The organism is Mesorhizobium shonense (genome assembly GCF_040545255.1).
In the GTDB taxonomy this organism is placed as follows: Bacteria; Pseudomonadota; Alphaproteobacteria; order Rhizobiales; family Rhizobiaceae; genus Mesorhizobium; species Mesorhizobium shonense.
In genome coordinates this window covers 453,317-480,104 of record NZ_JBEPLM010000004.1, presented here as the reverse complement: position 1 = coordinate 480,104, position 26,788 = coordinate 453,317, and the positions used below count along the sequence as shown (strand labels likewise).

23 protein-coding genes are annotated in these 26,788 nt (G+C 64.2%); 9 read left to right on the top strand and 14 right to left on the bottom strand.

Going from position 1 to position 26,788, the window contains the following annotated elements:
* Positions 1-40: 40 nt before the first annotated feature.
* Positions 41-277, bottom strand: coding sequence for a hypothetical protein (locus ABID26_RS14550; protein WP_292341675.1), 237 nt, complete (start codon positions 275-277; stop codon positions 41-43).
* Between the two features lie 19 nt (positions 278-296).
* Here ABID26_RS14550 and ABID26_RS14545 point away from each other — a divergent pair, with 19 nt between their 5' ends.
* Positions 297-470 carry a hypothetical protein gene (locus tag ABID26_RS14545; RefSeq protein ID WP_292304464.1) on the top strand — a complete coding sequence of 58 codons (174 nt, stop codon included), beginning with the start codon at positions 297-299 and terminating at the stop codon, positions 468-470.
* Positions 471-572: 102 nt separating this feature from the next.
* Entirely contained in the window at positions 573-1,199 is a 627-nt protein-coding gene (locus ABID26_RS14540) for a LysE family translocator (RefSeq protein WP_292304466.1), read from the top strand.
* 14 nt (positions 1,200-1,213) lie between these two features.
* Here the strand turns inward: ABID26_RS14540 and murJ are convergent, their stop codons facing one another.
* Positions 1,214-2,803 (bottom strand): murein biosynthesis integral membrane protein MurJ, encoded by a 1,590-nt coding sequence (murJ, locus tag ABID26_RS14535; protein ID WP_292304468.1) that lies wholly within the window; start codon positions 2,801-2,803, stop codon positions 1,214-1,216.
* 46 nt (positions 2,804-2,849) lie between these two features.
* Entirely contained in the window at positions 2,850-5,654 is a 2,805-nt protein-coding gene (locus ABID26_RS14530; RefSeq protein ID WP_292304469.1) for a [protein-PII] uridylyltransferase, read from the bottom strand.
* A gap of 178 nt (positions 5,655-5,832) precedes the next feature.
* Here ABID26_RS14530 and ABID26_RS14525 point away from each other — a divergent pair, with 178 nt between their 5' ends.
* From ABID26_RS14525 to ABID26_RS14510, 4 genes are all read left to right on the top strand, one after another.
* On the top strand, positions 5,833-8,343 hold the full coding sequence (locus ABID26_RS14525) for a heavy metal translocating P-type ATPase (RefSeq protein ID WP_292304471.1): 2,511 nt from the start codon (positions 5,833-5,835) through the stop codon (positions 8,341-8,343).
* Between the two features lie 45 nt (positions 8,344-8,388).
* Entirely contained in the window at positions 8,389-8,778 is a 390-nt protein-coding gene (copM, locus tag ABID26_RS14520) for a CopM family metallochaperone (protein ID WP_126096480.1), read from the top strand.
* A gap of 124 nt (positions 8,779-8,902) precedes the next feature.
* Entirely contained in the window at positions 8,903-9,748 is an 846-nt protein-coding gene (locus tag ABID26_RS14515) for an aldo/keto reductase (RefSeq protein ID WP_292304483.1), read from the top strand.
* A gap of 475 nt (positions 9,749-10,223) precedes the next feature.
* Complete coding sequence (locus ABID26_RS14510; protein ID WP_292343118.1) at positions 10,224-10,982, top strand: MBL fold metallo-hydrolase; 759 nt, start codon at positions 10,224-10,226, stop codon at positions 10,980-10,982.
* 9 nt (positions 10,983-10,991) lie between these two features.
* Here ABID26_RS14510 and ABID26_RS14505 read toward each other — a convergent pair whose 3' ends face one another.
* From ABID26_RS14505 to mutS, 3 genes are all read right to left on the bottom strand, one after another.
* Entirely contained in the window at positions 10,992-11,561 is a 570-nt protein-coding gene (locus ABID26_RS14505) for a TetR/AcrR family transcriptional regulator (RefSeq protein ID WP_292343120.1), read from the bottom strand.
* Positions 11,562-11,630: 69 nt separating this feature from the next.
* Positions 11,631-12,095, bottom strand: a complete 465-nt coding sequence (locus tag ABID26_RS14500; RefSeq protein ID WP_292304478.1) for a nuclear transport factor 2 family protein — start codon at positions 12,093-12,095, stop codon at positions 11,631-11,633.
* Positions 12,096-12,186: 91 nt separating this feature from the next.
* Complete coding sequence (gene mutS, locus ABID26_RS14495; protein WP_245460297.1) at positions 12,187-14,913, bottom strand: DNA mismatch repair protein MutS; 2,727 nt, start codon at positions 14,911-14,913, stop codon at positions 12,187-12,189.
* Positions 14,914-15,197: 284 nt separating this feature from the next.
* Between mutS and ABID26_RS14490 the strand changes: the two genes are divergently transcribed.
* The gene (locus tag ABID26_RS14490; protein ID WP_126096475.1) at positions 15,198-17,477 is read left to right on the top strand and encodes an NADP-dependent malic enzyme; all 2,280 of its coding nucleotides are present in this window, start codon (positions 15,198-15,200) and stop codon (positions 17,475-17,477) included.
* Positions 17,478-17,562: 85 nt separating this feature from the next.
* Here the strand turns inward: ABID26_RS14490 and ABID26_RS14485 are convergent, their stop codons facing one another.
* The 3 genes from ABID26_RS14485 to ABID26_RS14475 form a co-directional block, all read right to left on the bottom strand.
* Entirely contained in the window at positions 17,563-18,663 is a 1,101-nt protein-coding gene (locus ABID26_RS14485; protein WP_292303495.1) for a porin, read from the bottom strand.
* A 375-nt stretch (positions 18,664-19,038) separates the two neighbouring features.
* The gene (locus ABID26_RS14480) at positions 19,039-19,743 is read right to left on the bottom strand and encodes an antitoxin Xre/MbcA/ParS-like domain-containing protein (protein ID WP_292303493.1); all 705 of its coding nucleotides are present in this window, start codon (positions 19,741-19,743) and stop codon (positions 19,039-19,041) included.
* Between the two features lie 386 nt (positions 19,744-20,129).
* A complete protein-coding gene (locus ABID26_RS14475; protein WP_354415900.1) occupies positions 20,130-21,122 on the bottom strand; it encodes an adenosine kinase in 993 nt (330 codons plus the stop codon).
* Positions 21,123-21,399: 277 nt separating this feature from the next.
* Between ABID26_RS14475 and ABID26_RS14470 the strand changes: the two genes are divergently transcribed.
* Together ABID26_RS14470 and ABID26_RS14465 are read left to right on the top strand one after the other, a co-directional pair.
* Positions 21,400-22,302 carry a DMT family transporter gene (locus ABID26_RS14470; protein ID WP_354415899.1) on the top strand — a complete coding sequence of 301 codons (903 nt, stop codon included), beginning with the start codon at positions 21,400-21,402 and terminating at the stop codon, positions 22,300-22,302.
* A gap of 66 nt (positions 22,303-22,368) precedes the next feature.
* Complete coding sequence (locus ABID26_RS14465) at positions 22,369-23,064, top strand: sulfate transporter family protein (RefSeq protein WP_354415906.1); 696 nt, start codon at positions 22,369-22,371, stop codon at positions 23,062-23,064.
* Here ABID26_RS14465 and ABID26_RS14460 read toward each other — a convergent pair.
* The 5 genes from ABID26_RS14460 to ABID26_RS14440 form a co-directional block, all read right to left on the bottom strand.
* Positions 23,061-23,873, bottom strand: a complete 813-nt coding sequence (locus ABID26_RS14460) for an isocitrate lyase/PEP mutase family protein (protein ID WP_126096469.1) — start codon at positions 23,871-23,873, stop codon at positions 23,061-23,063. The two genes, ABID26_RS14465 and ABID26_RS14460, sit on opposite strands and share 4 nt — an antisense overlap.
* An 80-nt stretch (positions 23,874-23,953) precedes the next feature.
* Entirely contained in the window at positions 23,954-24,781 is an 828-nt protein-coding gene (locus tag ABID26_RS14455) for a hypothetical protein (RefSeq protein ID WP_354415898.1), read from the bottom strand.
* 77 nt (positions 24,782-24,858) lie between these two features.
* Positions 24,859-25,518 carry an HAD family hydrolase gene (locus ABID26_RS14450; protein WP_189521393.1) on the bottom strand — a complete coding sequence of 220 codons (660 nt, stop codon included), beginning with the start codon at positions 25,516-25,518 and terminating at the stop codon, positions 24,859-24,861.
* Between the two features lie 6 nt (positions 25,519-25,524).
* A complete protein-coding gene (gene dut, locus ABID26_RS14445; RefSeq protein WP_354415897.1) occupies positions 25,525-26,010 on the bottom strand; it encodes a dUTP diphosphatase in 486 nt (161 codons plus the stop codon).
* A gap of 192 nt (positions 26,011-26,202) precedes the next feature.
* Positions 26,203-26,673 carry an Lrp/AsnC family transcriptional regulator gene (locus ABID26_RS14440; protein ID WP_292370126.1) on the bottom strand — a complete coding sequence of 157 codons (471 nt, stop codon included), beginning with the start codon at positions 26,671-26,673 and terminating at the stop codon, positions 26,203-26,205.
* Positions 26,674-26,788 lie beyond the last annotated feature (115 nt).

Genomic DNA, 26,788 nt, shown 5'->3' with positions numbered 1-26,788 from the left:
CTGCTTCAGGTGCGGCCCGATGCTGTTTGGGTAGCGCGCTTTAGTCTGCAACGTCGGCGCTGCCCCTCATTGTCCTGCCGGACATTTCTCCCCGTATAGTGACGGGGAGAAAGACGCCATCATCACCGGTTTCGCCAATCGCCAGCGTTGCAGGAATGGCGCCAGCATTGCGGCCGTCTTCCTTCTCCCCGTCACTGTACGGGGAGAAGGTGCCGGCAGGCGGATGAGGGGCGGCGCCGACATCGAGAAGTATGATATGATGCAACACATTCTGCATACGAGCTCATGGGAAATGGATGCCCGTCACCGGCAACATCAATGTCGAGAATACTCCGGAGCGTCGACCGGACCGCGAGACGCCGCTTGAGACAGCGGCGCGGCTTCGGGCCGAATTCGGGATCGAACTTGGCAAAAGGGCACGTGAGCCGTTGCCGGGTCCGATCTACGATGAATTGTCTGGCGAGGACTGATATTTCAGGATCAAGAGGCCAGCCGCGCGAGTGCCGATTGGCCCCTAGCCAGCCTGGATCTGTCTGGCCTAGCATGGCAGTCTCGTTTCTGGGATACTCATCATGCTTTCACATCTGCTCGCCGTCGCGTCCGTCTGGCTGGTCGCGGCGGTTTCGCCCGGGCCGAACTTCCTGATGACGGCGCGGATCGCGGTGGCGCGCTCGCGCGGTGCCGGCCTCGCCGCCGTCTGCGGCATCGGTATCGCCACCGTCATCTGGGGCGTCTGCGGGCTTGCCGGCATCAAGGCCCTGTTTCTTGCGGCGCCCTGGGCTTATGCAACGTTGAAGCTCGCCGGCGCCGGCTACCTGATCTATTCGGGCATAAGGCTGATCGGCCTTGCCGAGAAGCGCAGCGCGGCCGACGGCGAATTGGCTATCGATAGCAAGGGATTCTCGACCGGGCGCGCCTTCTGGATCGGTCTTGCGACCAGCCTTGCCAATCCGCGTTCGGCGCTTTCAGTGGCCAGCATCTTCGCCGTCGCCCTGCCGGCGCAGCCCTCGCTGGCGCTGGGTGTCGCGTCTGTCGTGCTCATGGTGGCGATCTCGGTCGGCTGGTATGCCTGCGTGGTCTGGCTGTTCGCGGCCGAAGCCGTCTCGAACGGCTACCGGCGGCTGCGCCGCACCATCGACCGCATAGCCGGCGGCCTGCTCATTCTGTTCGGCGCAAGGCTGGCGCTGGAGCGCGGGTGAGGGCCGGCCGCCCGTCATTCCGACGGCGGCGCCACCTTTGCCGAGCCCCGCCTGACATTTCTCCGGATCATGCCGAAATCGGCGCCGCCAGTGCCGAAGGCGGCGATGAAGTAGAGCGCAGCACCCCCGCCGACCAACGCAAGCACCGTCGTTGCCTTGACCACCAGCGGCGAGCCGGGTCCGAGTTTTGCGGCGAAATAGTGCTGGGCGAAGTAGAGCGCCACTGCCATCACCACCGCCGACAGCACCAGTCGTGGAATGCGCTTCAGCAACGGCACGTCGCGGCCCCAGTGGCCGCGCCTTATCAGCATGCCGAGCAGCATCAGCGCGTTGACCCAGCCGGCGACGGCCGAAGCGACCGCGATGCCCGGCGCGCCCATCGACGGGAATAAGGTGAGCGCTGTGGCGACGTTCACGCCGACAGAGATGGCGGCGAAGATCATCGGCGTGCGCGTGTCCTCGCGCGCGAAATAGCCGGGGGTGAAGGCCTTGATCAGCACGAAGGCCGGCAGGCCGAGGCCGAAGATCGCCAGGATCGAGGCGACGATCGGCGTCGAGTGGTTGGCGGCGAAGGCGCCGCGCTCATAGACCAGCCGCACGATCGGTTCCGACATCACCCAGAGCGCGGCCGCCGCCGGCAAGGTCATGAACAGCGTGAACTCGACCGAGCGGTTCTGCAGATTGGCCGCCTCGATCAAATTGCCCGATTTCAGCGCCCGCGACAGTTCCGGCAACAGCACGATCGCCACCGCAACGCCGACGACGCCGAGCGGCAGCTGGTAGATGCGGTCGGCATAGGCAAGCGACGACACGGCGCTGTTCTGCCCCGATGCGATCGCGGTGCCGATCAGCTGGTTGATCTGGGTGATGCCGCCGGTGATCGCGGCCGGCAGCGCCAGGATCAAGAGCCGCTTGACGTTCGGCGTCATTTTCGGCCGGCGGAAGCCGATCGAGATACCGGCATGGCGCACCGCCACCCAGACGATGGCGAGCTGCACGATGCCCGCAACCAGCACGCCCCAGGAAAGCCCGAAGCCGACGTCATGCGCGTCCAACCCATGATACCAGGCATAGGCGAGCACGCTGATCAGGATGATGTTGAGGAAGGCGGGCGCGATCGCCGCCGCGAAATAGCGGCGCAGCGAGTTCAGCATGCCCGCCATCATGGCGCCGAGCGACATGCAGATCAGATACGGGAACATGATCGTCGCCAGCCGGACCGTCGTCTCGAACTTGCCCGGAATGTCGGCGAAGCCCGGCGCCACCAGGTAGCGGACGATCAAAGGCATCGCCAGCTCCATGGCGATGGTCAGCGCCAGGAGCGCCGAGAACAGCACGCCGAACACTTCCTCGGAAAAGCGCTTGGCGCCGTCGGTGCCGTGCGTCTCGATCTCCTTGGCGAACAGCGGCACGAAGGCGGCGTTGAAGGCGCCTTCGGCGAACAGGCGGCGGAAGGTGTTGGGAAACTGGAAGGCGGCGTTGAAGGCGTCGGCGACCGGGCCGGTGCCGAGGGCCGCCGCCATCAGCATCTCGCGGCCGAAACCCAGCGCGCGGCTCATCAGCGTGCCGGAAGCGACGGTGGCGAATTTCTTGACAAGGCTCATGCGGTGGATGACTGCCTGCGCAATTGCGTCAAATGGATGGTGATGGTCACTCGGCGGCCGCCGCCTTGGCCTTGCCGTTGCGTTCGGGGGCGTTGCCTTCCAGTGTGTCGACCAGCCGTTTGTGGATGGTGGCCGTCCGCGTCGGGCTATCGATCTTCTGTCCGGTGAGGTCGGTGACATAGAAGGTGTCGATGACCTTCTCGCCGAAAGTGGTGATGTGCGCCGAGGCGATGTCGAGCGACAGGTCGGACAGCGCACCGGTGATCTCGGAAAGCAGGCCCGGCCGGTCCAGCCCCTCGATCTCGATCACGGAAAAGCGGTTCGACAGCGTGTTGCGGATCTCGGCGCGCGGCTGAATGCGGAAGGCCTTGGCGCCGCGCTTCGGCTTGGTCCGCTTCTCGATCATCTCGGGCAGCCAGCTCTTGCCCGACAGCACATCCTCGATCAGCCGGCCGACGCGCTCGGCACGCCGCCGTTCGTCCTCGTCGCGGTCGAATTCCCTGGAGATCAGGATGGAGTCCAGCGCGCGCCCGTCCGAGGTGGTGAAGATCTGCGCGTCGACGATGTTGCCGCCGGCCGCCGCGCACGCGCCGGCAATCACCGACAGCAGGCGCGGATGGTCCTGCGCCAGCACGGTGATTTCGGTCACCGCCTCGAATTCGTGCGTCTTGACCATCGTGGCGAGCTTCTTGCCGGCGGCATCCGCCTCGCGGATGAATTCGGCGTGGCGCAGCTGGTCGGGCAGGTCGACGGCGAGCAGATAGTTTTCGTAGTGCTGCGCGACGTAGCGCTTGCGCTCTTTCGCCGGCCAGGCGGAGAGCGCCTCGGCCAGCTGCACGCGCGCCGCCGCTGTGCGCTCGGCGCGCGAAACCTCGGAGAAGCCGCCGGTCAAAAGCAGCTCGGTCTCGAAATAGAGCGTGCGCAGCAGCTGCCCCTTCCAGCCGTTCCACACGCCCGGCCCGACGCCCCTGATGTCGCAGACGGTGAGGATCAAGAGCAGCTTCAGCCGCTCGACCGACTGCACGATCGAGGCAAAGTCCTCGATCGTCTTGCGGTCGTTGAGGTCGCGCGTCTGCGCCGTCATCGACATCGCGAGATGGTTCTCGACCAGCCAGGCGACGGTCTCGGTGTCGGCCGCCGACAGTCCCATATGCGGGCAGATGCGCCGCGCGATCCTGGCGCCGGCTTCCGAATGGTCCTCCGGCCGGCCCTTGGCGATGTCGTGCAGCAGCACCGCGACATAGAGCGCCTCGCGACTTTTCTTCAGCCCCGGCATCAACGAGTGCGACAGCGGATGCACTTTCGCGCCGTCGCCGCGCTCGATCTCGGCCAGCACGCCGATGCAGCGGATGAGATGCTCGTCGACCGTATAATGGTGGTACATCGAGAACTGCATCATGGCGACGATCTTGCCGAAGTCGGGGATCAGCTTGCCGAGCAGTCCCGCCTCGTTCATGCGCCTGAGGTTCAGCTCGGCATTGCGGTCCGAGGTCAGGATGTCGAGGAACAGCCGGTTGGCCTCTTCGTCGCGCCTCAGCGACTTGTTGACCAGGCCGAGCGAGCGGGTGAGCAGCTTCAGCGCATCAGGGTGGAACTCCAGCCCATGCTTGTCGGCGAACCAGAACAGCCTCAGCAGATTGACCGGATCGCGCTCGAACACCATGTCGTCGGCGATGTTGATGCGGTGGTTGTCGACGATGAAGTCGGATGTGCCGGCAAGCTTGCGCTTGCGCCGCGAGAAGGTGAGGAAGATGCGGTTGAAGCCGGGCACATGCTTGGCCTGCTCCTCCTCGAGCGCGGCGCAGAAGATGCGGGTGAGGTCGCCGACGTCCTTGGCGACCAGGAAGTAGTGCTTCATGAAGCGCTCGACGGCCGACAGGCCGGGATGCGTGGTGTAGCCCAGCCGCTCCGCGATCTCGCGCTGGATGTCGAAATGCAGCCGCTCTTCCGCCTTGCCGGTGAGGAAATGCATGTGGCAGCGCACCGCCCAGAGAAAATCCTCGGCCTTCTGGAACTCGCGGTATTCGCCCTCGGTGAAGACGCCCTTCTCGACCAGCTCCTCGCCGGTGCGGACGCGATAGAAGTATTTGGCGATCCAGAACAGCGTCTGCAGGTCGCGCAGGCCGCCCTTGCCGTCCTTGACGTTGGGCTCGACCAGATAGCGGCTCTCGCCTGCCTTGGCATGGCGCTCGTCTCGCTCGGCGAGCTTGGCCTGCACATATTCCGGCCCCGTCGTGCGGACCACTTCGTGGTCGAAGCGGGTGAGCAACTCGTCATAGAGCTTGCGTTCGCCCCAAAGGAAGCGGGCCTCCAGGATCGAGGTGCGGATGGTGATGTCGGTGCGCGACAACCTCAGGCATTCCTCGATGTTGCGGGTGGCGTGGCCGACCTTTAGCCCCATGTCCCACAGCATGTAGAGCATGTATTCGACGATCTGCTCGCCCCACGGCGTCTGCTTGTAGGGAAGCAGGAACAACAGGTCGATGTCGGAGCCCGGCGCCAGCGTGCCGCGGCCATAGCCGCCGACCGCGACGACCGCCATGCGCTCGGCCGCCGAGCGGTTCTTGACCCGGTAGACATGGGTCGCCGCGAAATCGTAGAGCAATCGGATCAGCTCATCCATCAGATGCGACAGCCGCTCGGCGCAGGCATTGCCGCCGCCATCCTCCTTCAGCATCGCCTCCGCGATCTTTCGTCCTTCGCCAAGCCTGCCCTTGAGCAGCTGGAGGACGGCCGTGCGCGTGGCCTTGCCGGAGCCGTCGCCCGCGCTTGCCGCCGTCAGCGCCGTCATGTCGCGGCGCAAGGCGTCGGCGTCGATGATTTCGTCGAGTTTCAGGGAGATCTTTGCCATTCGGCGGCGTCTATAGCGTGTTTTCGCGGCGCTGTGTATGGGGCGGACGAACGCGCCTGAGAGGAGGACGATCTGCTGCCGCCCGGCCAATTTTCCAAAAATCGAAAGCGGCCCTTGACCTTCCAGTTGCTGGAAGGACTACCTCCGCCTCAATTCGAGAATTCCGAGGCATTTGATCATGAGCCATTCCGACCATAACCATCATCATGCGCATGGCGCAGCCTGCTGTTCCGCAAAGAGTGCGGCGCCCGCAGCCGAAGCGGTGGTCCGCGATCCGGTCTGCGGCATGACGGTCGATCCGGCCACCGGCAAGCCGACCGCCGAGCATGGCGGCCGGACCTTTCATTTCTGCAGCGAGCGCTGCCGCACGAAGTTCCAGGCCGAGCCGGAGAAGTATCTGACGGCCACCGACCCCGTCTGCGGCATGAATGTCGATCGCGCCAGCGCAAAGCATTTCATCCGCCACGAGGGTCATGGCTTCTATTTCTGCTCGAGCGGCTGCAAGGGCAAGTTCGAAGCCGAGCCGGCAAAATACCTTGCCGGCCGGCCCGCACCGCAGCCGATGCCGAAGGGCACGCAATACACCTGTCCGATGCATCCCGAGATCATCCGCGACAAGCCCGGCGCTTGCCCGATCTGCGGCATGGCGCTGGAGCCGATGGGCGTGCCGACCGGCGACGAGGGCCCGAACCCCGAACTGGTCGACTTCACCCGGCGATTCTGGGTGAGCGCGGTGCTCTCGCTGCCCCTCCTTGTCATCGCCATGGCGCCGGTGCTGGGCGTGAGCTTCGAAAGCTTCATCGACGGCCGGACGAAAACATGGGCGGAACTGGCGCTGGCGAGCCCGGTGGTGCTGTGGGCGGCGTTTCCGTTCTTCCATCGCGGCTGGGAATCGGTGCTCAACCGAAGCCCAAACATGTGGACGCTGATCTCGCTCGGCGTCGGCGCGGCCTATCTGTTCAGCCTTGTCGCGACGCTGTTCCCGGATGTCTTCCCGCATCAGTTTCGCGGCCATGACGGCGCCGTGCCGGTCTATTTCGAGGCTGCCGCGGTCATCGTCGCGCTGGTGTTCCTCGGCCAGGTGCTGGAACTCAGAGCCCGCGAACGCACAGGCTCAGCCATCCGCGCCTTGCTCGACCTTGCGCCGAAGACGGCGCGCCTGATCGGCGCCGACGGTTCCGAGAACGACGTTCCGCTCGACACAATCAAGACCGGAGACAAGCTCCGCATCCGCCCCGGCGACGCCGTCCCGGTCGACGGCATCGTGCTCGAAGGGCGCTCGTCGATCGACGAATCGATGATCACCGGTGAGCCGCTTCCGGTGGAAAAGGCGGAAGGCGATCCTCTTACCGGCGGCACGCTGAACAAGAACGGCTCGCTGATCATGCGCGCCGAGAAGGTCGGCGCCGAGACCACGCTCTCGCGCATCGTCGAAATGGTCGCCAAGGCGCAGCGCTCGCGCGCCCCCATTCAAGGATTGGCCGACCGCGTGTCCTTCTATTTCGTCCCGGCGGTCGTGCTGGTGGCCGTCGTTGCCTTCATCGCCTGGGCGATCTATGGGCCCGCGCCCAGCCTGATCTTCGCCATCGTCTCGGCGGTGTCGGTGCTGATCATCGCCTGCCCCTGCGCGCTGGGCCTCGCCACGCCGATGTCGATCATGACCGCGACCGGGCGCGGCGCGCATGCCGGCGTGCTGATCAAGGAAGCCGCGGCTTTGGAGCGCTTCGCTTCCGTCGATACGCTGATCGTGGACAAGACCGGCACCTTGACCGAGGGCAGGCCCAAGCTGACCGACGTCGTCGCGGCCGAGGGCATCGATGAGGGTGATCTGCTGTCGCTTGCCGCCACCCTCGAAAAAGGCTCGGAGCATCCGCTCGCCGAGGCGATCGTCGAGGGTGCCGCAGAACGCGGCGTCAAGCTTGCCGATGCCGCAGACTTCGAGGCGATCACCGGCAAGGGCGTTGCCGGCACGGTGTCCGGCAGGAAAGTCGCGCTCGGCAATGCGGCGATGATGGCCGACCTTGGCATCGACACCGCACACGTATCCACCAAGGCGGAGACGCTGCAGGCCGAAGGCAAGACGGCGATGTTTGTCGCCGTCGGCGGCAAGCTCGCCGGCTTCGTTGCCGTCGCCGACCCCGTCAAGGCAACCACGGCTGAAGCGATCAAGGCGCTGCACGACAAGGGCTTGAGGATCATCATGGCGACCGGCGACAACGAGCGCACGGCAACAGCAATCGCCGGCAGGCTCGGCATCGACGAGGTTCGTGCCGGCCTGCTGCCGAACGAGAAGGGCGCGCTGGTCGAGGAGCTGCGCGCTCACGGCGCCGGCGTCGCGATGGCCGGCGACGGCGTCAACGACGCACCGGCGCTGGCTGGCGCCGATGTCGGCATCGCCATGGGCACCGGCGCCGACGTCGCGGTCGAAAGCGCCGGCATCACGCTGGTCAAGGGCGACCTCAACGGCATCGTCAGAGCCCGCACATTGGCCCAGGCGACGATCCGCAACATCCGCCAGAACCTGTTCTTCGCCTTCCTCTACAACGTGCTCGGCGTGCCGGTCGCTGCCGGCGTGCTCTATCCGCTCACCGGCACGCTGCTGTCGCCGATGATCGCGGCGGCGGCGATGAGCCTGTCGTCGGTTTCAGTCATCAGCAATGCGCTTCGGCTGAGAACGTTGAAACTCTGAGCGAAGTCCCCAGATACGAAAATCCAATCATAAGGAGACATGTGAATGACCTTGGCAAAAAAGATCGTGCTGCTGTTGATGGCGGCCGGAATGCTGCTCGCGGTGTTCCTCGAAAGCGTTCCGGCGCAGGCCGAAGAGATGAAGCACGACATGTCGGGCATGGCGATGGGCGCGCAGGGCCCGTCGACGGATGGTTACAAGGCGGCGATGGACAAGATGCACGCAGACATGATGATCGAGTACACCGGCAACGCCGATGCCGACTTCGTCCGCGGCATGATCCCGCACCATCAGGGTGCCATCGACATGGCCAAGGTGGTGATCGCCAACGGCAAAGACCCGGAAATCCGCAAGCTCGCGGAAGGCGTCGTCAAGGCGCAGGAAGCCGAGATCAAGCAGATGCAGGACTGGCTTGCCAAGCATCCGGTGAAATAATTTCCCGCGTCGGGAATCCGGTCGAAGGCGAGTCCTTCGGTCTGGATTTCTGGCGATGGCTGTGCTGCGATCCGGCTTCACGCGGAGCAAGCCCATGTCTTCCAGGCCCAAGTCTTCCAAGCCCATGTCTTCTGAAATCAGAACCACCACTCTGCCGTCCGGCGAGGCCGTCCCGGTGCTCGGTCAAGGCACGTGGAAGATGGGCGAGGATCGCCGGCGCCGCGCTGACGAGGTCGCGGCATTGAGGCTTGGCCTGGACCTCGGCGTCACGCTGATCGACACGGCGGAGATGTATGCCGGCGGCGGTGCCGAGGAAGTGGTGGCGGAAGCCATCGCCGGGCGCCGCGAAGAGGTCTTTCTGGTCTCCAAGGTGCTGCCGACCAACGCCTCGCGCGCCGGCGTGAAGCGGGCCTGCGAAAACAGCCTGAAGAGGCTCGGCACCGACCGAATCGATCTCTACCTGCTGCATTGGCCGGGCAGCGTGCCTTTGGCCGAAACCGTCGAGGCCTTCGAGGCCTTGAAGACGGCCGGTAAGATCCGCCACTGGGGCGTCAGCAATTTCGACACCGACGAGATGCAGGAACTGGTCGGCCTGCCCTCCGGGCGCAACGTCCAGACCAACCAGGTCCTCTACAATCTCTCGCGGCGCGGCCCGGAATTCGACCTAGCGCCCTGGAGCCTGGAGCGCGGCATCCCGCTGATGGCCTATTCGCCGGTCGAGCAGGGCGTGCTGGCGCGCAACGCCAGGCTTGATGCCGTGGCCGCCCGCCATAACGCGACGGCCGCGCAGATCGCCCTTGCCTGGGTGATGGCGCAGAAAGGCGTCATCGCCATCCCGAAGGCCAGCCGGCAGGAGCATGTCCGCCAGAACGCCGCCGCGCTCGACATCAAGCTGACGGCGGAGGACTTCGCCGAGCTCGACCGCACCTTCCCGCCGCCGACGCGAAAGCGCGGCCTGGAGATGATTTAGTTCCCCAGCACAGGGATTTTGGCCGGCCGGCTCTGTTTGCCTTGGCAGGTGGCATGCCTTGGAGATTGGCCGAAACGCCCACCCCGTCGTCATTCTAGGGCGGAGCGGGAAGCGAAGTTTACCGCGTAGACCCTAGAATCCATGCCGTGGCCTTGATCAAAGGCGCTGCGGAGCAGAATTCTGCACCGCAGCAACGCTTTGAAGTCACGGAATGGATTCTATGGTCTGCGCGCGTCGCTTCGCTCCTTGCTCCGCCATAGAATGACGACATTGGGCAGCTTCAACCAATCCCCGGCGTTTGCGCTGATTTCACGCAAATGAACGGAAAATCTTGCACCAAGACAAACGGCAACCCTTCAAAATCCTGTCGGGGAACTAGCCGAAAACCCCGATCCGGATTTTGCGACTGAACCGAGAGCAGGCATTGGAACGAATTTCAGCCGGACCTCATCACACGGCCTATAAAATCGGCGGCTTGACCGTCACGTCGCTGCGCGACGGCTATGTCGACATGCCTGTCCGGCGACTGCGCCAGCCGGGGGACAAGCCCTTCGGCGATGATCTCCCGCCGCAGGTACCGCTCTTCGACGGCGCGCTCAGATTGTCGGTCAATGCCTTTGCCATCGACGACGGTCATGAAATCACGCTGATCGACACAGGGTCCTCGAACGCCTGGCTTCCGACGATGGGCCTTCTTCCGCAGGCGCTGAGCGAGGCGAAGATCGCCATCGATCGGATACGCAGCGTTGCCTTCACCCACACCCATCTCGACCATATCCAAGGGCTCATCCTTCCGGATGGTCGGGACGGTTTCCCGCAGCTCGTCCGCTTGCTTGTCCCTCGAGCCGAGCTCGACATGTTCCGGTCGGAAGCGAGATTGAGCCGCTTCCATGATCGAGCGCAGCCTTTGGACCCGGGACAGCGCCTGAGCGCGAGTATCGAGGCCATAGCCACCCCGGGCCATGAAATCGGCCATACCTGCTTTCGTGTCATGAGCCGCGGCGAAACATTGTTGGTCTGGGGCGACCTCGTGCATGTGCCGTCGCTTCAGTTCGATCGGCCGGAGGTCGCATGGGAATTCGACGCCGACCAGGAGCAGGCGCGGGCAACCCGGTTGCGAATATTGGCCCTTGCCGCCGACAACGCCTATTTCGTTGCGGGAGCACATCTCGATTCACCGGGCGTAGGGCGGATTTCCCGAACCGAAACAGGTTTCCGCTTCGAACCCTTATAGGAACCGGGGCTATACCTTGGCCGGTAGCCCAAGCCGCATCCGCAGTCGCCGCAATGCCCTTGAAAATACATCGAGGTCATTGGCGGCCCGGGCAAGCGTGAGTGCACCCTGGATGGCGGCGACGGTTTCCTCGGCGAGCTCGCTGGCCTCGCCCGGTCGGTGCCCGGATCGCGCGAGCGCTTCGGCGAGACGCGCGACCCAGCGGCCGAAATAGTCCCTTATTTGGCCGGCGAAGAGGTCGCGCGATTCATCCAACGCGAAGGCGCCGATGAGGCAAACCCGGCGCCCCGAGCGGAAGTAGCTGTCCGTCGCCTCGAACATGTGCTCGATCCCGGCCTGCGGATCGGTGCTGTCGCGCAGAGGCACAAAGACATTGTCCTCGAACCAGCCATCGATATGGGCAATGACGGCTCTCGCCATCTCTTCCTTGCCGCCGGGGAAGAAGTGGTAGAGGCTTCCCTTGCCGAGCCCCGCCGCCTCGCTGATCAAGGCCAGGCTGGCGCCCTCATAGCCATGCTCGCGAAAAACCTCGGCGACGAGCACCAGCAGCTGGTCGCGATCCGGAGCGATGCGCCGCATGCGGGCTTAATCTTCTTGTTTGAGCATGACCTTTTCCGAAAACCGCTTCACACTTTTCGGGATCATGCTCTAAAGCCCGAGGTCCGAAAGGCCGGGATGGTCGTCCGGCCGGCGGCCGAGCGGCCAATGATATTTCCGTTCGCTCTCGGTGATCGGCAGGTCGTTGATGCTGGCGACGCGGCGGCGCATCAGCCCGGCGTCGTCGAATTCCCAATTCTCGTTGCCGTAGGAACGGAACCAGTGGCCGCTGTCGTCGCGCCACTCATAGGCGAAGCGCACCGCGATGCGGTTTTCGTTCCAGGTCCACACCTCCTTGATCAGGCGATAGTCCAGCTCTCTCGCCCATTTGCGCTTGAGGAAATCGACGATCTCGCCGCGACCCGAGATGAATTCGGCCCGGTTCCGCCAGATGCTGTCCTCGGTATAGGCGAGCGAAACCCGTTCCGGATCGCGGCTGTTCCAGGCATCCTCGGCAAGGCGCGCTTTTTGCGCTGCCGTTTCAGCCGTGAAGGGCGGCAATGGCGGACGGCTCATGAGATCTCCTGTCGGTTTCGGTTATCGACAAGCGATATTGTACCGAACGGTACAATGAGTCAACAGCGAGACTGGCGGTCAAAGATTGAGGCTATTGCCTCGTCGCCAATCCCTTCAGCCGATAGAGTGCCTCCAGCGCCTCGCGCGGTGTCATCTCGTCGGGATTGATGCCGCCGAGCGCTTCGCCCAGCGCATCGTTCCTTGCCGGCTTCGGCGCCTCGCGCTTCACCGCCACCGAAAACAGCGGCAAGTCGTCGACCAGCCGATTGGCCTTGCCCGAGACCTCGCCTTCCTCGAGCTGGTGCAGCACTTGCCTAGCGCGGGCGACCACCGCTTCCGGCAGGCCGGCGAGCCGCGCCACCTGCACGCCGTAGGAGCGGTCGGCCGCGCCCTTGCCGACCTCGTGCAGGAAGACGACGTCGCCTTCCCATTCCTTGACCCGCATGGTGACGTTGGAGAGCCGGGTAAGCTTGCCGGCCAGCGCCGTCATTTCGTGGAAATGGGTGGCGAAGATCGCCCGGCAGCGGTTATTCTCATGCAGGTATTCGACCGCGGCCCAGGCGATCGACAGGCCGTCGAAGGTCGCGGTGCCGCGGCCGATCTCATCGAGAATGACCAGCGCCCGCTCGCCGGCCTGGTTGAGGATCGCCGCCGTCTCGACCATCTCGACCATGAAGGTCGAGCGGCCGCGCGCCAGATCGTCCGAGGCGCCGACGCGCGAGAACAGCCGGTCGACGACGCCGATATGGGCGCTTTGCGCCGGCACAAACGAGCCGGTCTGGGCGAGGATCGCGATCAGCGCGTTCTGCCTCAGGAACGTCGACTTGCCACCCATGTTGGGGCCGGTGAGCAGCCAGATGGCGCCGGCCTTCGCTCCGCCTTCGGGCGAAAGATCGCAGTCGTTGGCGACGAACGGGCCTTCGCCGGAACGCCTGAGCGCCTGCTCGACGACCGGATGCCGCCCGCCGGAAATCTCGAAGGCGAGGCTGGAATCGACCGTTGGCCGGCACCAGTTCTCGCTTTCGGAAAGCAGCGCCAATGCTGACGACACGTCCAACACGGCGAGCGCTTCGGCGCCGGCGCGGATGCTGTCGGCCGCGCCGACCACCTCCGCCGTCAGCCGATCGAACGCGGCAAGCTCGATGCTGAGCGCCCGGTCGGCGGCATTGGCGATCTTCGATTCCAGCTCCGCCAGCTCCGTCGTGGTGAAGCGCATCGCGTTGGCCATGGTCTGGCGATGGATGAAGCGCGCCTTGGCGGCATCGCTGCCGGTCATGATCGAGTGGTGGTTGGCGGTGACCTCGATATAATAGCCGAGCACATTGTTGTGCCGGATCTTCAGCGAGCGGATGCCGGTCTCCTCGATCAGCGAGCGCTCCAGCCCGGCAATCACTTTTCGCGACTCGTCGCGCAGCGCCCGCATCTCGTCGAGCTCGGCATGATAGCCGCTGCGCACGAAGCCGCCGTCGCGCTTGATGAGCGGCAGTTCATCGTCGAGCGCTTCGCTGAGATGGCGGGCAAGCGCCTCGGGCAAGGCCTTGATCGCGGCAAACGCCGCGGCGAGCTCGGCGGGCAGGGCCGTCGTCGCGAACAGCGCGGCGATCGCGCCCGTCGCCTCGAAGCCGGCGCGCAGCGCGCCGAGGTCGCGCGGGCCGCCGCGGTTGAGCGCCAGTCGCGACAGCGCCCGCGGCATGTCGGCGACGCTCTTGAGACTTGCCCGCAATCCTTGGCAAAGCCGCGTCTCGGCGCGGAAGAACGATACCGAATCCAGTCGTGCCGAAATCGCCGCCGGATCGGTCAGCGGCGCCATCAGCCGGTCGGCAAGCAGCCTTGCGCCGCCGCCGGTCACCGTGCGGTCGATCGCCTTGAACAGCGAGCCGTCGCGGCTGCCGGACAGCGTGCGCAGCAGTTCCAGATTGGCGCGCGTCGCCGGATCGATGAACAACGTCGAGCCGCTCTCCTCGCGCTCGGGCCGCGACAGCGGCGGCCGCTCGGCCTTCTGCGTCTTCTCGACATAGGCAATGGCGCCCGAGATCGCCGACAGTTCGGCGCGCGAGAAGGCGCCGAAACTATCGGGCGTCGCCACCTCGAAGAAGCGGGCGATGCGGCCGGTGGCCGACGCCGAATCGAACAGCGACGGCGGCTGCGGACTGGCGACCCGGCCAAGCACATCGAAGACCGGCCGCAATTCCGGGTCGTGGAACACCGGCTCGGCGACGATCAGCTCGCGCGGATCGACGCGGAAGATGTCGGCAAGCAGCCGTTCGGCCGTGGTTTCAGCGACGCGGAACGCGCCGGTCGAGATGTCGATCCAGGCCAGCGCGAAACTGCCCTGGCTTGCCGCATTGCCGCCCTTCACCCTGCCCAGCGCCATCAGGAAGCTCGATTCCGAGGGCGCGAGCAGCTTGTCCTCGGTGATGGTGCCGGGCGTGACCAGCCGCACCACGTCGCGCCGCACCACCGATTTCGAGCCGCGTTTCTTGGCTTCCGCCGGATCCTCGATCTGCTCGCACACGGCAACGCGAAAACCTTGCGCGATCAGCTTCTGCAGATAGTCGTCCGCCGCGTGCACCGGCACGCCGCACATCGGAATGTCGTGGCCCTGGTGCTTGCCGCGCCGGGTGAGCACGATGCCGAGCGCCTGGCTCGCCGTTTCGGCGTCGTCGAAGAACAGCTCGTAGAAATCGCCCATGCGGTAGAACAGAAGCGAATCCGGGTTAGCCGCCTTGATCTCGATATACTGCTCCATCATCGGCGTGACGCCGCCCATGGCTGGCGCCGGCGTCGTCGTTTCCTGGGCGTCGGGATCGGTCGGCATGTGCATGTTCATGCCGGAACGCTAGCAGATGTGACAGGAGGGTTTAATGCCGGGCGCTCGAAAAGCAGGGGAAAGCGCGAGCCATGCTGCCAGTTCGCTGCCATTTGTGCCGCCGCATTGCCTGGCGCCAGGATGGCGCGGGATCGCCCTGACCGGCTCTATCCGCGTTGAAGCAGCTTTGCCCGGCTTGTCGGTTTACAGCAGCCGCGTGTAGCCTTAATCCGGAAACTCCATAAAAAGCACCCGTCGCAAGCGGTGCCTCAGGCGAGGAAATCGAAAGCATCATGGCCAGGAAAACCGAAAGCAGCGGGCCCTCCGTCAGCGCGCAGGAGGCGCTGGAATTCCACGCCATGGGGCGTCCGGGCAAGCTGGAGATCGTCGCCACCAAGCCGATGGCCACCCAGCGCGATTTGAGCCTCGCCTATTCGCCGGGTGTCGCCGTTCCCGTGCGCGCCATCGCCGAGGATCCGAGCCGTGCCTTCGACTACACCGCGCGCGGCAACATGGTTGCGGTCATCTCCAACGGCACCGCCATCCTCGGCCTCGGCAATCTCGGCGCGCTGGCCTCCAAGCCGGTCATGGAAGGCAAGGCGGTGCTGTTCAAGCGCTTCGCCGACGTCGATTCCATCGATCTCGAAGTGGCGACCGAGAATGCCGACGAGTTCATCAACTGCGTGCGCTTCCTCGGGCCTTCCTTCGGCGGCATCAACCTCGAGGACATCAAGGCGCCGGAATGCTTCATCATCGAGCAGCGCCTGCGCGAGCTGATGGACATTCCCGTTTTCCACGACGACCAGCACGGCACCGCCATCATCTCTTCCGCCGGGCTGATCAACGCGCTGGAGATCACCGGCCGCGACATGAAGACCACGAAGATGGTCTGCAACGGCGCGGGCGCGGCCGGCATCGCCTGTATCGAACTGATGAAGGCGATGGGTTTTTCGCCGGAAAACATCATCCTGTGCGACACCAAGGGCGTGGTCTTCCAGGGCCGCACCGAAGGCATGAACCAGTGGAAGTCGGCGCATGCGGTCAAGACCGAGGCGCGCAGCCTCGCCGAGGCGCTGGACGGCGCCGACGTCTTCCTCGGCCTTTCCGCCAAGGGCACGCTGACCCCCGCCATGGTGCAGTCGATGGCCAAGAACCCGATCATCTTCGCCATGGCCAATCCCGACCCGGAAATCACGCCCGAGGAAGTGGGCGAGATCCGCACCGACGCCATCATGGCAACCGGCCGCTCGGATTACCCGAACCAGGTCAACAACGTGCTCGGCTTCCCCTATATCTTCCGCGGCGCGCTGGATGTCCGGGCCACCACCATCAACGACGAGATGAAGATCGCCGCGGCGCGCGCCCTGGCCGAGCTGGCGCGTCAGGACGTGCCCGACGACGTCGCTGCCGCCTATCAGGGCAACCGGCCGAAATTCGGCCCCAACTACATCATTCCCGTGCCGTTCGATCCGCGCCTGATCTCGGCCATCCCGCTCGCAGTGGCAAAGGCGGCGATGGATTCAGGCGTCGCCCGCAAGCCGATCCTCGACCTCGACCGCTACGCGCAGGAGCTATCGGCGCGCCGCGATCCGATCGCGTCCACGCTGCAGCGCATCTATGACCGCGTCCGCCGCCAGCCCAAGCGCATCGTCTTCGCCGAGGGCGAGGAAGAGCAGGTGATGCGCGCCGCCGTCTCCTATGTGAACCAGAAGCTCGGCACCGCGATCCTGCTCGGGCGCGACGACGTCATCAAGGACAACGCCAGGAATGCCGGCGTCGACCTCAACAAGCAGGGGCTCGAGATCATCAATGCCAGGCTGTCGCGCCGCAACTCGATCTACACCGACTATCTCTACGAGCGCATGCAGCGCAAAGGCTATCTGTTCCGCGACTGCCAGCGCCTGATCAACAACGACCGCAACCATTTCGCCGCCTGCATGGTGGCGCTGGGCGACGCCGACGGCATCGTCACCGGCGTGACGCGCAATTATTCCACCGCGCTCGACGACGTGCGCCGCGTCATCGACGCCAAGCCCGGCCATCGCGTCATCGGCGCCTCGATCGTGCTCGCGCGCGGTCGCACCGTGATGATCGCCGACACCGCCGTGCACGACATGCCGAACGCCGAGCAGATCGCCGACATCGCCGAAGAGGCCGCCGGCTTTGCCCGCCGCATGGGCTACGAGCCGAGGCTCGCCATGCTCGCCTACTCCACCTTCGGCCATCCGCAAGGCGAGCGCTCGGAGCGGATACAGGAGGCGGTGCGCATCCTCGACAAGCGCCGCGTCGATTTCGAATATGACGGCGAGATGGCGGCCGACGTGGCGCTGAACCCCCGCGCCATGGCGCAGTATCCGTTCATCAGGCTGACCGGCCCGGCCAATGTGCTGGTGATGCCGGCATTCCACTCGGCCTCGATCTCGACCAAGATGCTGCAGGAGCTCGGCGGCTCGACCGTGATCGGCCCGCTGCTGGTCGGCCTGAACAAGCCGGTGCAGATCGTCTCGCTCAACGCCAAGGATTCCGACATCGTCAACATGGCGGCGATCGCCGCCTATACGGCGGGGAATTGAAAGGGCGCGTCAAGCTTTTGCTAGGGAAGAACAAAAAGGCCCGCAGCGACGCCGCGGGCCTTTTTCATTAGGTTGTGGACTTCGATCAGAACGAGCGCTGGAAGCGGACAATGCCGCCGATGGCGTCCGAATCATCTTTGTCGAAATTGTCGAAGTAGTCGACTTCGGCCGTGATCGTGTAGCCCGGGACGATGGTGTAGGCCACGTTCGCTGCAACCGCGAAGTCCTCGGCATCGGTGTAGGAGATCTGGGCGTTGAAGGCGGTCTTGTCGTTGAACTTGTAGGTGCCGCCGCCCCAGATAGCGAAGTTGCCGGTCCACGGCTTGTAGAACCCGACGCCGCCGGCCGGAATTGCCCAGGTCGGATCCGAGAGGTTGTCGTCGGTGCCGTAGCCGGCCATGACGAACAGGCTCAGTTCCTTGGTCGCGTTGACATCGAGGCGAACCTTGCCGGCAACCTCTTCATAGTTGCTGTCATAGGCGACAACGCCGGTGATCGCACCCCAGCCGCCCTTGTACTTCAAGCCGCCGACGACATGTGGGACATAGCTGTCGATCGTGCCCGTAACGCCGGAGCCTTCTTCGAGCGAGACCACGCCCGAGAAGCCGTTGCCGGCATCGAAATAGTAGCTGACGAGGTTGGTGTCCTTGATGCCATAGGGAATGATGGTGTCCTGCACCACATTACCGGCATAGCCGATGAAGGAGTCGTAGACCGATTCGTCCTTACCAACGCGCAGCCCGCCGAGCTGGATCCAGGCGAAGTTCAGCGTCGTGGCCTTGTTGCCCGCGTCGCTGGCAGCGCCGGTGTTGCCGAAGTTGAAGCGGGTCTCGGTATAGGTCTTCAAGGTGCCGAGCTCGGTCTCCTGGGCAGTCCATGTCTTCAGATTGAAGCGTGCGTTCTTGTTCCAAGTATCGTTACGGCTGCCATCTTCGCGGTCGGTGCGCTTGGTGCCGTCCATCACGCGGCCACCATCGCCGAAGGAGGCATCATAGCGGATGTAGCCGCCGATGCGCAGGCAGGTCTCGGTGCCGGGGATGTAGAAGTAACCCGCGCCATAGACGTCGCAGATCTTGACGTATTCGGCCGGTTCCGGCTCGGCGACGGTGACCGCGTCGGCGGCGCGGGCGCCCGAAACTGCGATCAGCGCCGCAGCGGAGCCGAGTAGAAGGCTCTTGATGTTCATTTTCTTGAATCTCCAGTCAAAGGTTCAAGACAGGTCTGCGCATGCCTTGCCGGCTCTGCCGCCCCGTCCCCATCGTTGAAAAAGCCGCGCGCACCGGCGCCGCTTCTTCGTCCCCGACATGGCCTAATCGGCATTCGTTCACAACAGAGATTGCGTCTGAAAAGCGGCTTTTGGAATCTTGCCGAAGTCTTGTTGCGCAAATATCACGTCACATATTTGAAAGAATGGCACATATTGCACAATATATACGTTATGGACAAGAATTTTAACTTACAGATGTGCCAAGTGTGCCGTTATTACAGATTCATGACGAAAGCATAGCCAGCTAATATTTTAGGAAAATGGTGCGCCAGGGCGCGAACTCGAGCAGGGAAATCAGGACAAGCTGCGCGCGACGCGAACGACGTCCTCGATCATATCTTCGCGCAGCATTTCGATGGGGATGCGGCCATCCAGTTCGATGGAGGGTCGGGTCAGCCAGAACCAGGCCAGCCTCGGTTTGGTGATCGCCGCCAATACATCGCTTATGCCCGGAGCAGGCCTGCCGTCGACGAACTGGGCGAGTGGGAAGACATGTTTGCGGCCGCCCTTGCGAAGCGCGACGACCTCGCCACGTCTTTGCCAGCGATGCAGCGTCGAGCGGGGTATGCGGAATTTCTCTTCCAGATAGGTCGACCCGGCAACCTCGCCGGCCCAGTCTTCGATGAGCATCGACTGGAGCTCAAACGCTCGCTCGGCCAGCGGCCGGGAAGCAGGCTTGGCAGGCCCGATCGTCGGGCTTTCGCCCGGACCGTCGACACCCGATAGGTCGGCACGCACGATCCTTTCCGCCATCGAGCGGAAAAACTCCGCCGTCAGCTCGGTCCAGCCGCCTTTGACGGAGCTGATTGCAAGCCGCTGCGCCTGCGGCAGGAAGGGAAGGGCGGCAGCAACCGCGCCAGCCATCGTGCTGGCGGAAACCAGGGCCTCCGCATCCAGCAGGGCGCCATGCTGCATCAATGCCCGCTGCACGGCCTCGGCCACCAGGCCTGCCAAGGCCTCTTGCGAAATTCCCTCAGGCGGATTCTGAAATCTGGTCATGCATCTGTCTTGCGCGCCGCGCGCTCCTCCCTTAGCCGCGGCTTTTTTTGAACGGCTACAACGGAAAGCGGCAATCGCAACGGCAACAGACGCAGCGACCGTAAAGGTTGCTGTCTTGCATGTGGCACCCCAACTGCTGCGGACTTCCCGAAATGTCAGTCGCGGAAGGCCCCACACTGCCTGTAGGAGCGCTCTGTGACAGGCGTGAGACAGATGGCGTTCCCTTCTCCCCTTGTGGGAGAAGGTGGATCGGCGCGACAGCGCCGAGACGGATGAGGGGTGTTCCAGCTTGGCGCCAGCTTACCCCTCACCCGGATTGCCAGCCGAATTGCGAAGAGCAGTTCGGGGCAATCCGACCTCTCCCACAGGGAGAGAGGTAAGAGGCGCTACAGCAGCCCCGCCTGCTCGGCCTCGCGGCGAAGGTTTTGCCGGGGCCGCGGACCGATCTGCTGGATCACCAGCCCGGCCGCCAGCGAGCCGAGGTCGCCGCAATCCTGGAGGCTGCGGCCGGCCGTGTAGCCATAAAGAAAGCCGGCGGCATAAAGGTCGCCGGCGCCGGTGGTGTCGACCAGTTCCCTGATCTCCGTCGCCTTGATGGTGACGGTATCGTTGCCGCGCACGATCACCGAGCCCCTTTCCGAGCGGGTGACGGCGGCGATCTTGCAGTCCTTGCGGATCGCAGCCAGCGCGTCCTCGAACGAAGCGGTCTGGTAGAGCGATTTGATCTCGTGGCTGTTGGCAAAAACGATATCGACCGTGCCCGAGCGCATAAGATCCAGGAACTCGTCGCGGTAGCGGTCGACGCAGAAGGAATCCGACAGTGTCATCGACACTTCCCTGCCGGCGGCATGCGCGAGCCGCGCGGTCTGCCGGATCGCTTCCTTGGCGCGCGGCGGATCCCACAGATAGCCTTCGAAATAGGTGACCTTGGCGCCGGCGGCCTTGTCGGCCTCGACGTCCTCCGGCCCGAGTTCGATGCAGGCGCCGAGATAGGTGTTCATCGAACGCTCGCCATCCGGCGTGACGAAGATCATCGAGCGCGCCGTCGGCGGCTCGCCCTGGAGCGGCCTGGTATCGAAGGCCACGCCCTGGGCATGGATATCGTGGGTGTAGATTTCACCGAGCGCGTCGTTGGACACCTTGCCGAAGAAGGCGGCGCTGCCGCCGAAGCTCGCCACGCCCGCCGCCGTGTTGCCGGCGCTGCCGCCTGAAGCTTCGATCGCCGGCCCCATGCGGCTGTAGAGCAGCTCGGCGCGCCGGGTGTCGATGAGGTTCATCGCGCCCTTGATGATGCCGTTGGTTTCGAGAAAGGCCTCGTCGCACTGCGCGATGATGTCGACAATGGCATTGCCGATGCAAAGCACGTCATATTCCGGCATCAATGTCTCCGCCAACGAGTACCGGCTTTCTGCCATGCCGGCCGGGCGCGGGTCTAGCCGCTTGCAACCGCTTTGCCTACCCCGAAAATCGGCGCCTTTTACTGGTGCGCCGGCCTCGACCGGGTTTGTTCGCCGGCTGCGGCAGTGTTCGCATTGAACTGGCCCATATCAGTCACGCCCTTGACGGCTATGGTTTCACCGACATTGAAACATCTCCGCTTCGGTGTGAGCTAGAAGCGGATCGTTCCGGCAACAGGCTGAAGGCACGAACCACAAGATGTCCGAGAAGACCGAAATGACCACCGAACTGGCGCTGCTCGGTGTGCTGGCGGTGTTGTGGGGGGCCTCCTACACTTTCATCAAGATTGGCGTCGAGACGATTCCGCCGGTAACCTTCATCGCGGGCCGCACTTTGATCGCCGGCGGCATTCTGCTTGGCCTCATCCGCTGGCGTGGCCTCGCCATGCCGCGGGACGTGGTCATCTGGCGCCGCTTCATGTTTCAAGCCTGCCTGAACAGCGTCATCCCGTTCACGCTGATCGCCGCCGCCGAACGCTCGATCGACGCCGGCCTTGCCACGATACTCAACGCGACGTCGCCGATCTTCACTTTCCTGCTGACGGCGTTGATCACCCGCCACGAACCGGTGACGCTGCGCAAGCTGGTCGGCGTCGGCGCCGGCATCGCCGGCATTTGCCTGATCGTCGGAACCGAGGCCCTTGGCGGGCTCGGCCATCAATTGTGGGCGCAGCTCGCCGTCATCGCCGCTACCGTCAGTTATGCCGCTGCCGCCATATTCGGGCGCAACTTCAGGGGGCTCGATCCGATGCTGCCTGCGGCCGGTTCGATGATCTGCGGCGCCGCGATCCTGATTCCCTTGAGCCTCGTCTTCGACCGGCCGTGGACATTGACGCCGTCGACGGCATCGGTCCTTGCCCTTCTAGGGCTTTCTGTCTTCTCCACCGCGCTCGCTTTCTCGATCTTCTTCCGCCTCATTCACACGCTTGGTTCGGTCGGGACCACCTCGCAGGCCTATCTGCGCGTGCCGATCGGCGTCGGCATCGGCGCCCTCTTTCTGGGTGAGAGCCTCGGGCCGACGGCCTGGCTCGGCATGGCTTTCGTCGTCGTCGGCGTCGCTGCCATGACCATTCCGGCTCGTCAGGCCAGGCTCGCCCGGTAGTTGCGCCGATCAAAAAGCCTGCCTATGTCCGAGAGCACCTTTCTCGATGAGGGGCTTGAACCTCCTGTGATCCTAGACGCCGCCCGCGCCGCCGCCAGCCAACTGTTCTCGCCCGAATTCCGCTCTGTCTTTCTGAAGACGCTGGGCCTGACGCTGCTGGCGCTGGTGGCGCTGTGGTTCGGCATCGAAAGCCTGCTCGAATGGCTGGCATGGCCATGGCTGCAGACATTTGTGCCCGGTCTGCCGTCCTGGGCGGGTTGGCTCAGCGCCATCATCGCCGGCATCATTCTGGCCGTTGGGATGGCGCTGCTCATCGCGCCTGTGACGGCGATCATCGCCGGCCTTTTCCTCGACGACGTCGCCGAGGTGGTCGAGCGCACCGACTATCCGGGCGATCCGCCCGGCCGCGCCGTGCCGGCGCTGCATTCTCTGGTGCTGGCGATAAAATTCTTCGGCGTCGTCATCCTCGGCAACATCGTCGCGCTGCTTCTGCTTCTGGTGCCGGGCATCAACATCGCCGCCTTCTTCATCGTCAACGGCTACCTTCTTGGGCGCGAGTTTTTCGAATTCGCCGCCATGCGTTTTCGCCCTGAAGCCGAAGCCAAGGCGCTGCGTCGCAAATATGCCGGCACGGTGTTCCTGGCCGGACTGCTTATTGCGGTCTTCCTTGCCGTTCCGCTGCTCAATCTTTTGACGCCGCTTTTCGCGGCCGCCATGATGGTGCATCTGCACAAGGCGGTTTCGGTGCGGGAGCTGGTTTAGTCCTGCTCAGGAGCGCCCCCGCGAAACAGCGCCTGCAGCTTGCCGAACGGCATCGCGGCGCGGGTGAAGCCGAAGGTGCCGTCCTGCTGGATCTCGCGTGCCGCCGTTTCCAGCATGCCGTAGGCGAAATTCGTCAGCCATGGTCCGAGCGAGATGCGTTTGACGCCGGCTGTGGCAAGTTCGGCGACGGTGAAGCCGGGTCTTGCCATGATATTGACGGGCTTCGTCACCGCCGAGCAGACCGTCCGCACGGTCTCCGTATCGCTCAAGCCCGGTGCGTAGAGCACGTCCGCGCCGGCTTGCTCGAAAGCCTGCAGCCGCTTGATCGTGTCGTCGAGGTCGGTCTTGCCCCACAGGAAATTCTCGGCCCGCGCGGTGAAGACGAAATCGTGCTTGAGCGCCCGGGCCGCTTCGACGGCCGCGGCGACGCGTTCGACGGCATGCGAGAAATCGTAGATCGGATTGCCGGGGTCGCCGGTATGGTCCTCGATAGAGCAGCCGGCAAGGCCGGCGGCTTCGGCCGCGAAGATGGTTTCGGCCGCCTGCTCGGGGCTGTCGCCCTTGCCGCGCTCGAGGTCGGCCGAAACCGGCAGATCCGTTGCAGCCGTCACTTCGCGGCAATGGTGGATCATGGCATCGAAGGTTACGGCGCCGTCGGGCAGGCCGCGCGAGAAGGCAAACCCGGCGCTGGTCGTGGCCAGCGCCTTGAAACCGAAAGAAGCCAGAAGCTTTGTCGTGCCGATATCCCAGGGATTGGGCATGACGAAGGTGGAGGCGTGCAGATCGCGAAAAATCTTGCCGTTGTCCATGGCGTGTCCTCAATCGTGATCGGGGTTGTGACGGGAAATCTATCGCGCGTGCCGGGGCCGGGCAAATGAATGCGCTTCGTTCAGAAGCGTTTCTCGTTTTCTGCTGACAATTTCTCGAAGGCGTCGGAATCCTTGACGTAGCGCGACTTGGCCTTGTCCCAATGATAGGTGACCGAAATGTCGTGCGAGACCGCCTTGGGTGCCGCCTCCTCGCAGCTTTCCCCGCTCGGCGCCGTGGCATCGGTCACCGTCACCTTGATCGCCGCATAGGGCCGACTATGGCCCTTGGTCTGAAAGGCGAGGTTCTGCGTGCGCCTGTAGGCGCAGTAATTTTCGTCGAACGTGTAGATTGTGTCGATCAATTCGAAGCGGTCGTCTCGGACCATGATCAGCAGCGTGCCGACATAGCCCTGGTTGGAGTTGAAATGCGTGCTCGTGGTGACGATGGCATCGTCGCCGGCGGCGATCGAAATTTTGCCGGGCTCGCGGAAAGAGGTGCTTCTGTCGACGGCCACGTTTGCGGTGTCGAGCAGTCTCGGCTTGCCGGAGAGATCATAGAGCGCCAGCACGGCGAAGCCCTCGGCGTCGTCGGATGAGTAGCCGAGGTCGTAGAGCATCGCCAGCCGGTCCTTGCCGCCGGCCTTGATGGTGAGCACGGCGGCGTCCGACAGGCTTGTGGTCGGGGGCGGCGAGCCGCCATCATCATCGCCGGTTATGTCACGCATCTGGATCGGCGGGGTGCCGTCGTCCGGGATGATCAACTTCGCGAGGTCGAGATAGGTCACGCCCGGATGGCCGGGAACGGCGCTGCTCGGTTCGGGAAAGCTGACGGACTCTGCGCCCGCGGGCGCCCACAGGCATGGCAGCAGCAGGCATGCGAGCAGGAATCGGAGCAGGATGAACGTCATGGAGCGCCCCCTTGAGAGCACGCAGGCTAGCACGGCCAACGGTGACAAACAGCCGGATCGTCCGCGCCGAAATGAACTCAGTGAATCGGCACCAGTCCGGCGAGTTCGCGCATGTCGTCGAACAGGATGCCGCCTGCTTTTACGAGGCCCTCCGGGTCCGAGAACGGATCGGCATGATAGGAGAACACGCGCATGCCGGCGGCGATGCCGGCCTGCGTGCCGGCGACGCTGTCCTCGATGACGATGCAGTCGGCCGGCGCGAAGCCCATCGTTTTTGCCGCATGGAGGAAGAGGTCCGGGAACGGCTTGCCGCGCGCGACCATGGTGGAGGAGAACATGGCGTGCTCGAACAGCGGCAAAAGCCCGGTCTGGCCGAGCGTGATATGCATCTTCGAGACCCGCGCCGATGAAGCCACGCAATAGGCGATGCCGGCGGCGCGCACCTTCTCGATGAAGTCGCGCACGTGAGGGATCGCCTCGACGCCATGCGCGAACAGGTCCGGCAGGCCGGCGTTCCAGCGCTCGACGAAATCGGCGCCGAGCCTGACGTCGGTCTCCGCTTCGATCTCTTTTTGCACCGAGGCCATGCTGCGGCCGGAGAAGTTCTTGCGGCAATATTCGAATGTGGTTTGAAAGCCGGCCTCGGAAAGCCATTCGGCGAGGCGCCGGTTGGCAAGGTTTTCGGTGTCGACCAGAACCCCGTCGCAGTCGAAGATGACCAGCCTTGGAACTCGCATCTTACATCAGGCCGTGCCGGTCGACCCGAACCCGCCGGCCCCGCGCGCCGTGCCGCCGGCGAGCGACCGTTCCTCGCCGGCAAACTGCGTCACCGCGGCGAACACGATCTGGGCGATCCGCATGCCGCGCGTCACCGCGAAATCCTCGTCGCCGAGATTGACGAGCAGCACCTTCACCTCGCCGCGATAGTCGCTGTCGATGGTGCCGGGCGTGTTGAGGACGGTGAGCCCATGCTTGAAGGCAAGCCCGGAACGCGGCCGTACCTGGCCTTCCATGCCTTCCGGGATTTCCAGGATCAGCCCTGTCGGCACCAGCGCGCGTTTTCCCGGCAGGATCAGCAACGGCCGGTCTTCCGGCACCGCGGCGCGCAGGTCCATGCCGGCAGCGCCCGCGCTTTCATAGGCAGGCAGCGGCAAGCCCTCGCCATGCGGAAGCCTGACGAAACCGACGGTGGGGCCGATGACGGAGGAGGGATAGACAGCGGTGCGCATGAGCCCATTCCTATCGGCGCGAATGGCGATTCGGTCAACTCGAAGCCGAGCCTATCAACGGCTTTCTTTAAGCGCGGTTCCGGAAGCTAAAGCGCGTCGCGATCTTTCAGATTCGCTCTTGCGCTTTAGGTTTTTGATTTTACGCATGTCTTTGTCCCGAAACCGGTTCCCACTTTCGGGAGACATGCTTTATCAGCGTAGCTCTACTGGAACGACCGTCGTCTCCTTGATTTCCTCCATCACGAAGGACGCCGAGACGTCCGACAGCGCCACCTTGGCGATCAGCCGCTGGTAGAGCCGGTCATAGGCTTTGACGTCGGCGACGCGGGCCCTCAGCACATAATCGAGGTCTCCGGACATCCGGTAGACGCCGGTGATCTCGGCAAAGCCGGTCACCGCCGCGCGGAACTTTTGCAGCCAGTCCGGGTCGTGGTTCGACGTGCGGATCAGTATGAACACCGATAGGCCGAGCCCGAGCTTGTCGGCATCGACCAGCGCCACGCGCCCGGTGATGACCCCGTCCTCCTCCAGCCGCTTGACGCGGCGCCAGCAGGCGTTGCGCGACAGCGCCACCCGCTCGGACAGCTGGTCGACGGAAAGCGTGCCGTCGCGCTGGAGCTCGGCCAGCAGTCTTCGATCAATTTCGTCGATATCGGATGCCATTATTGGGATGAATGTCCCAAAATAAGGTCGAATGCAAGGATAATTTGGGATCGATGAACCTTCGGCGCGTGGCAGGATACCCAGCATCGGGGCTCATCCCGGCAGGAGGGACCAC

What these genes read in the sequence shown, in the direction of transcription:
- ABID26_RS14455 (WP_354415898.1), bottom strand. Translation starts at nt 24,781, where the DNA reads ATGACGTTCATCCTGCTCCGATTCCTGCTCGCATGCCTGCTGCTGCCA.
- ABID26_RS14500 (WP_292304478.1), bottom strand. Translation starts at nt 12,095, where the DNA reads ATGAGCCGTCCGCCATTGCCGCCCTTCACGGCTGAAACGGCAGCGCAA.
- mutS (WP_245460297.1), bottom strand. Translation starts at nt 14,913, where the DNA reads ATGCCGACCGATCCCGACGCCCAGGAAACGACGACGCCGGCGCCAGCC.
- ABID26_RS14515 (WP_292304483.1), top strand. Translation starts at nt 8,903, where the DNA reads ATGTCTTCTGAAATCAGAACCACCACTCTGCCGTCCGGCGAGGCCGTC.
- ABID26_RS14475 (WP_354415900.1), bottom strand. Translation starts at nt 21,122, where the DNA reads ATGCCGGAATATGACGTGCTTTGCATCGGCAATGCCATTGTCGACATC.
- ABID26_RS14545 (WP_292304464.1), top strand. Translation starts at nt 297, where the DNA reads ATGCCCGTCACCGGCAACATCAATGTCGAGAATACTCCGGAGCGTCGA.
- ABID26_RS14440 (WP_292370126.1), bottom strand. Translation starts at nt 26,673, where the DNA reads ATGGCATCCGATATCGACGAAATTGATCGAAGACTGCTGGCCGAGCTC.
- ABID26_RS14525 (WP_292304471.1), top strand. Translation starts at nt 5,833, where the DNA reads ATGAGCCATTCCGACCATAACCATCATCATGCGCATGGCGCAGCCTGC.
- ABID26_RS14470 (WP_354415899.1), top strand. Translation starts at nt 21,400, where the DNA reads ATGTCCGAGAAGACCGAAATGACCACCGAACTGGCGCTGCTCGGTGTG.
- ABID26_RS14505 (WP_292343120.1), bottom strand. Translation starts at nt 11,561, where the DNA reads ATGCGGCGCATCGCTCCGGATCGCGACCAGCTGCTGGTGCTCGTCGCC.
- ABID26_RS14490 (WP_126096475.1), top strand. Translation starts at nt 15,198, where the DNA reads ATGGCCAGGAAAACCGAAAGCAGCGGGCCCTCCGTCAGCGCGCAGGAG.
- ABID26_RS14540 (WP_292304466.1), top strand. Translation starts at nt 573, where the DNA reads ATGCTTTCACATCTGCTCGCCGTCGCGTCCGTCTGGCTGGTCGCGGCG.
- ABID26_RS14450 (WP_189521393.1), bottom strand. Translation starts at nt 25,518, where the DNA reads ATGCGAGTTCCAAGGCTGGTCATCTTCGACTGCGACGGGGTTCTGGTC.
- copM (WP_126096480.1), top strand. Translation starts at nt 8,389, where the DNA reads ATGACCTTGGCAAAAAAGATCGTGCTGCTGTTGATGGCGGCCGGAATG.
- ABID26_RS14480 (WP_292303493.1), bottom strand. Translation starts at nt 19,743, where the DNA reads ATGACCAGATTTCAGAATCCGCCTGAGGGAATTTCGCAAGAGGCCTTG.
- ABID26_RS14530 (WP_292304469.1), bottom strand. Translation starts at nt 5,654, where the DNA reads ATGGCAAAGATCTCCCTGAAACTCGACGAAATCATCGACGCCGACGCC.
- ABID26_RS14550 (WP_292341675.1), bottom strand. Translation starts at nt 277, where the DNA reads ATGCAGAATGTGTTGCATCATATCATACTTCTCGATGTCGGCGCCGCC.
- dut (WP_354415897.1), bottom strand. Translation starts at nt 26,010, where the DNA reads ATGCGCACCGCTGTCTATCCCTCCTCCGTCATCGGCCCCACCGTCGGT.
- ABID26_RS14485 (WP_292303495.1), bottom strand. Translation starts at nt 18,663, where the DNA reads ATGAACATCAAGAGCCTTCTACTCGGCTCCGCTGCGGCGCTGATCGCA.
- ABID26_RS14460 (WP_126096469.1), bottom strand. Translation starts at nt 23,873, where the DNA reads ATGGACAACGGCAAGATTTTTCGCGATCTGCACGCCTCCACCTTCGTC.
- murJ (WP_292304468.1), bottom strand. Translation starts at nt 2,803, where the DNA reads ATGAGCCTTGTCAAGAAATTCGCCACCGTCGCTTCCGGCACGCTGATG.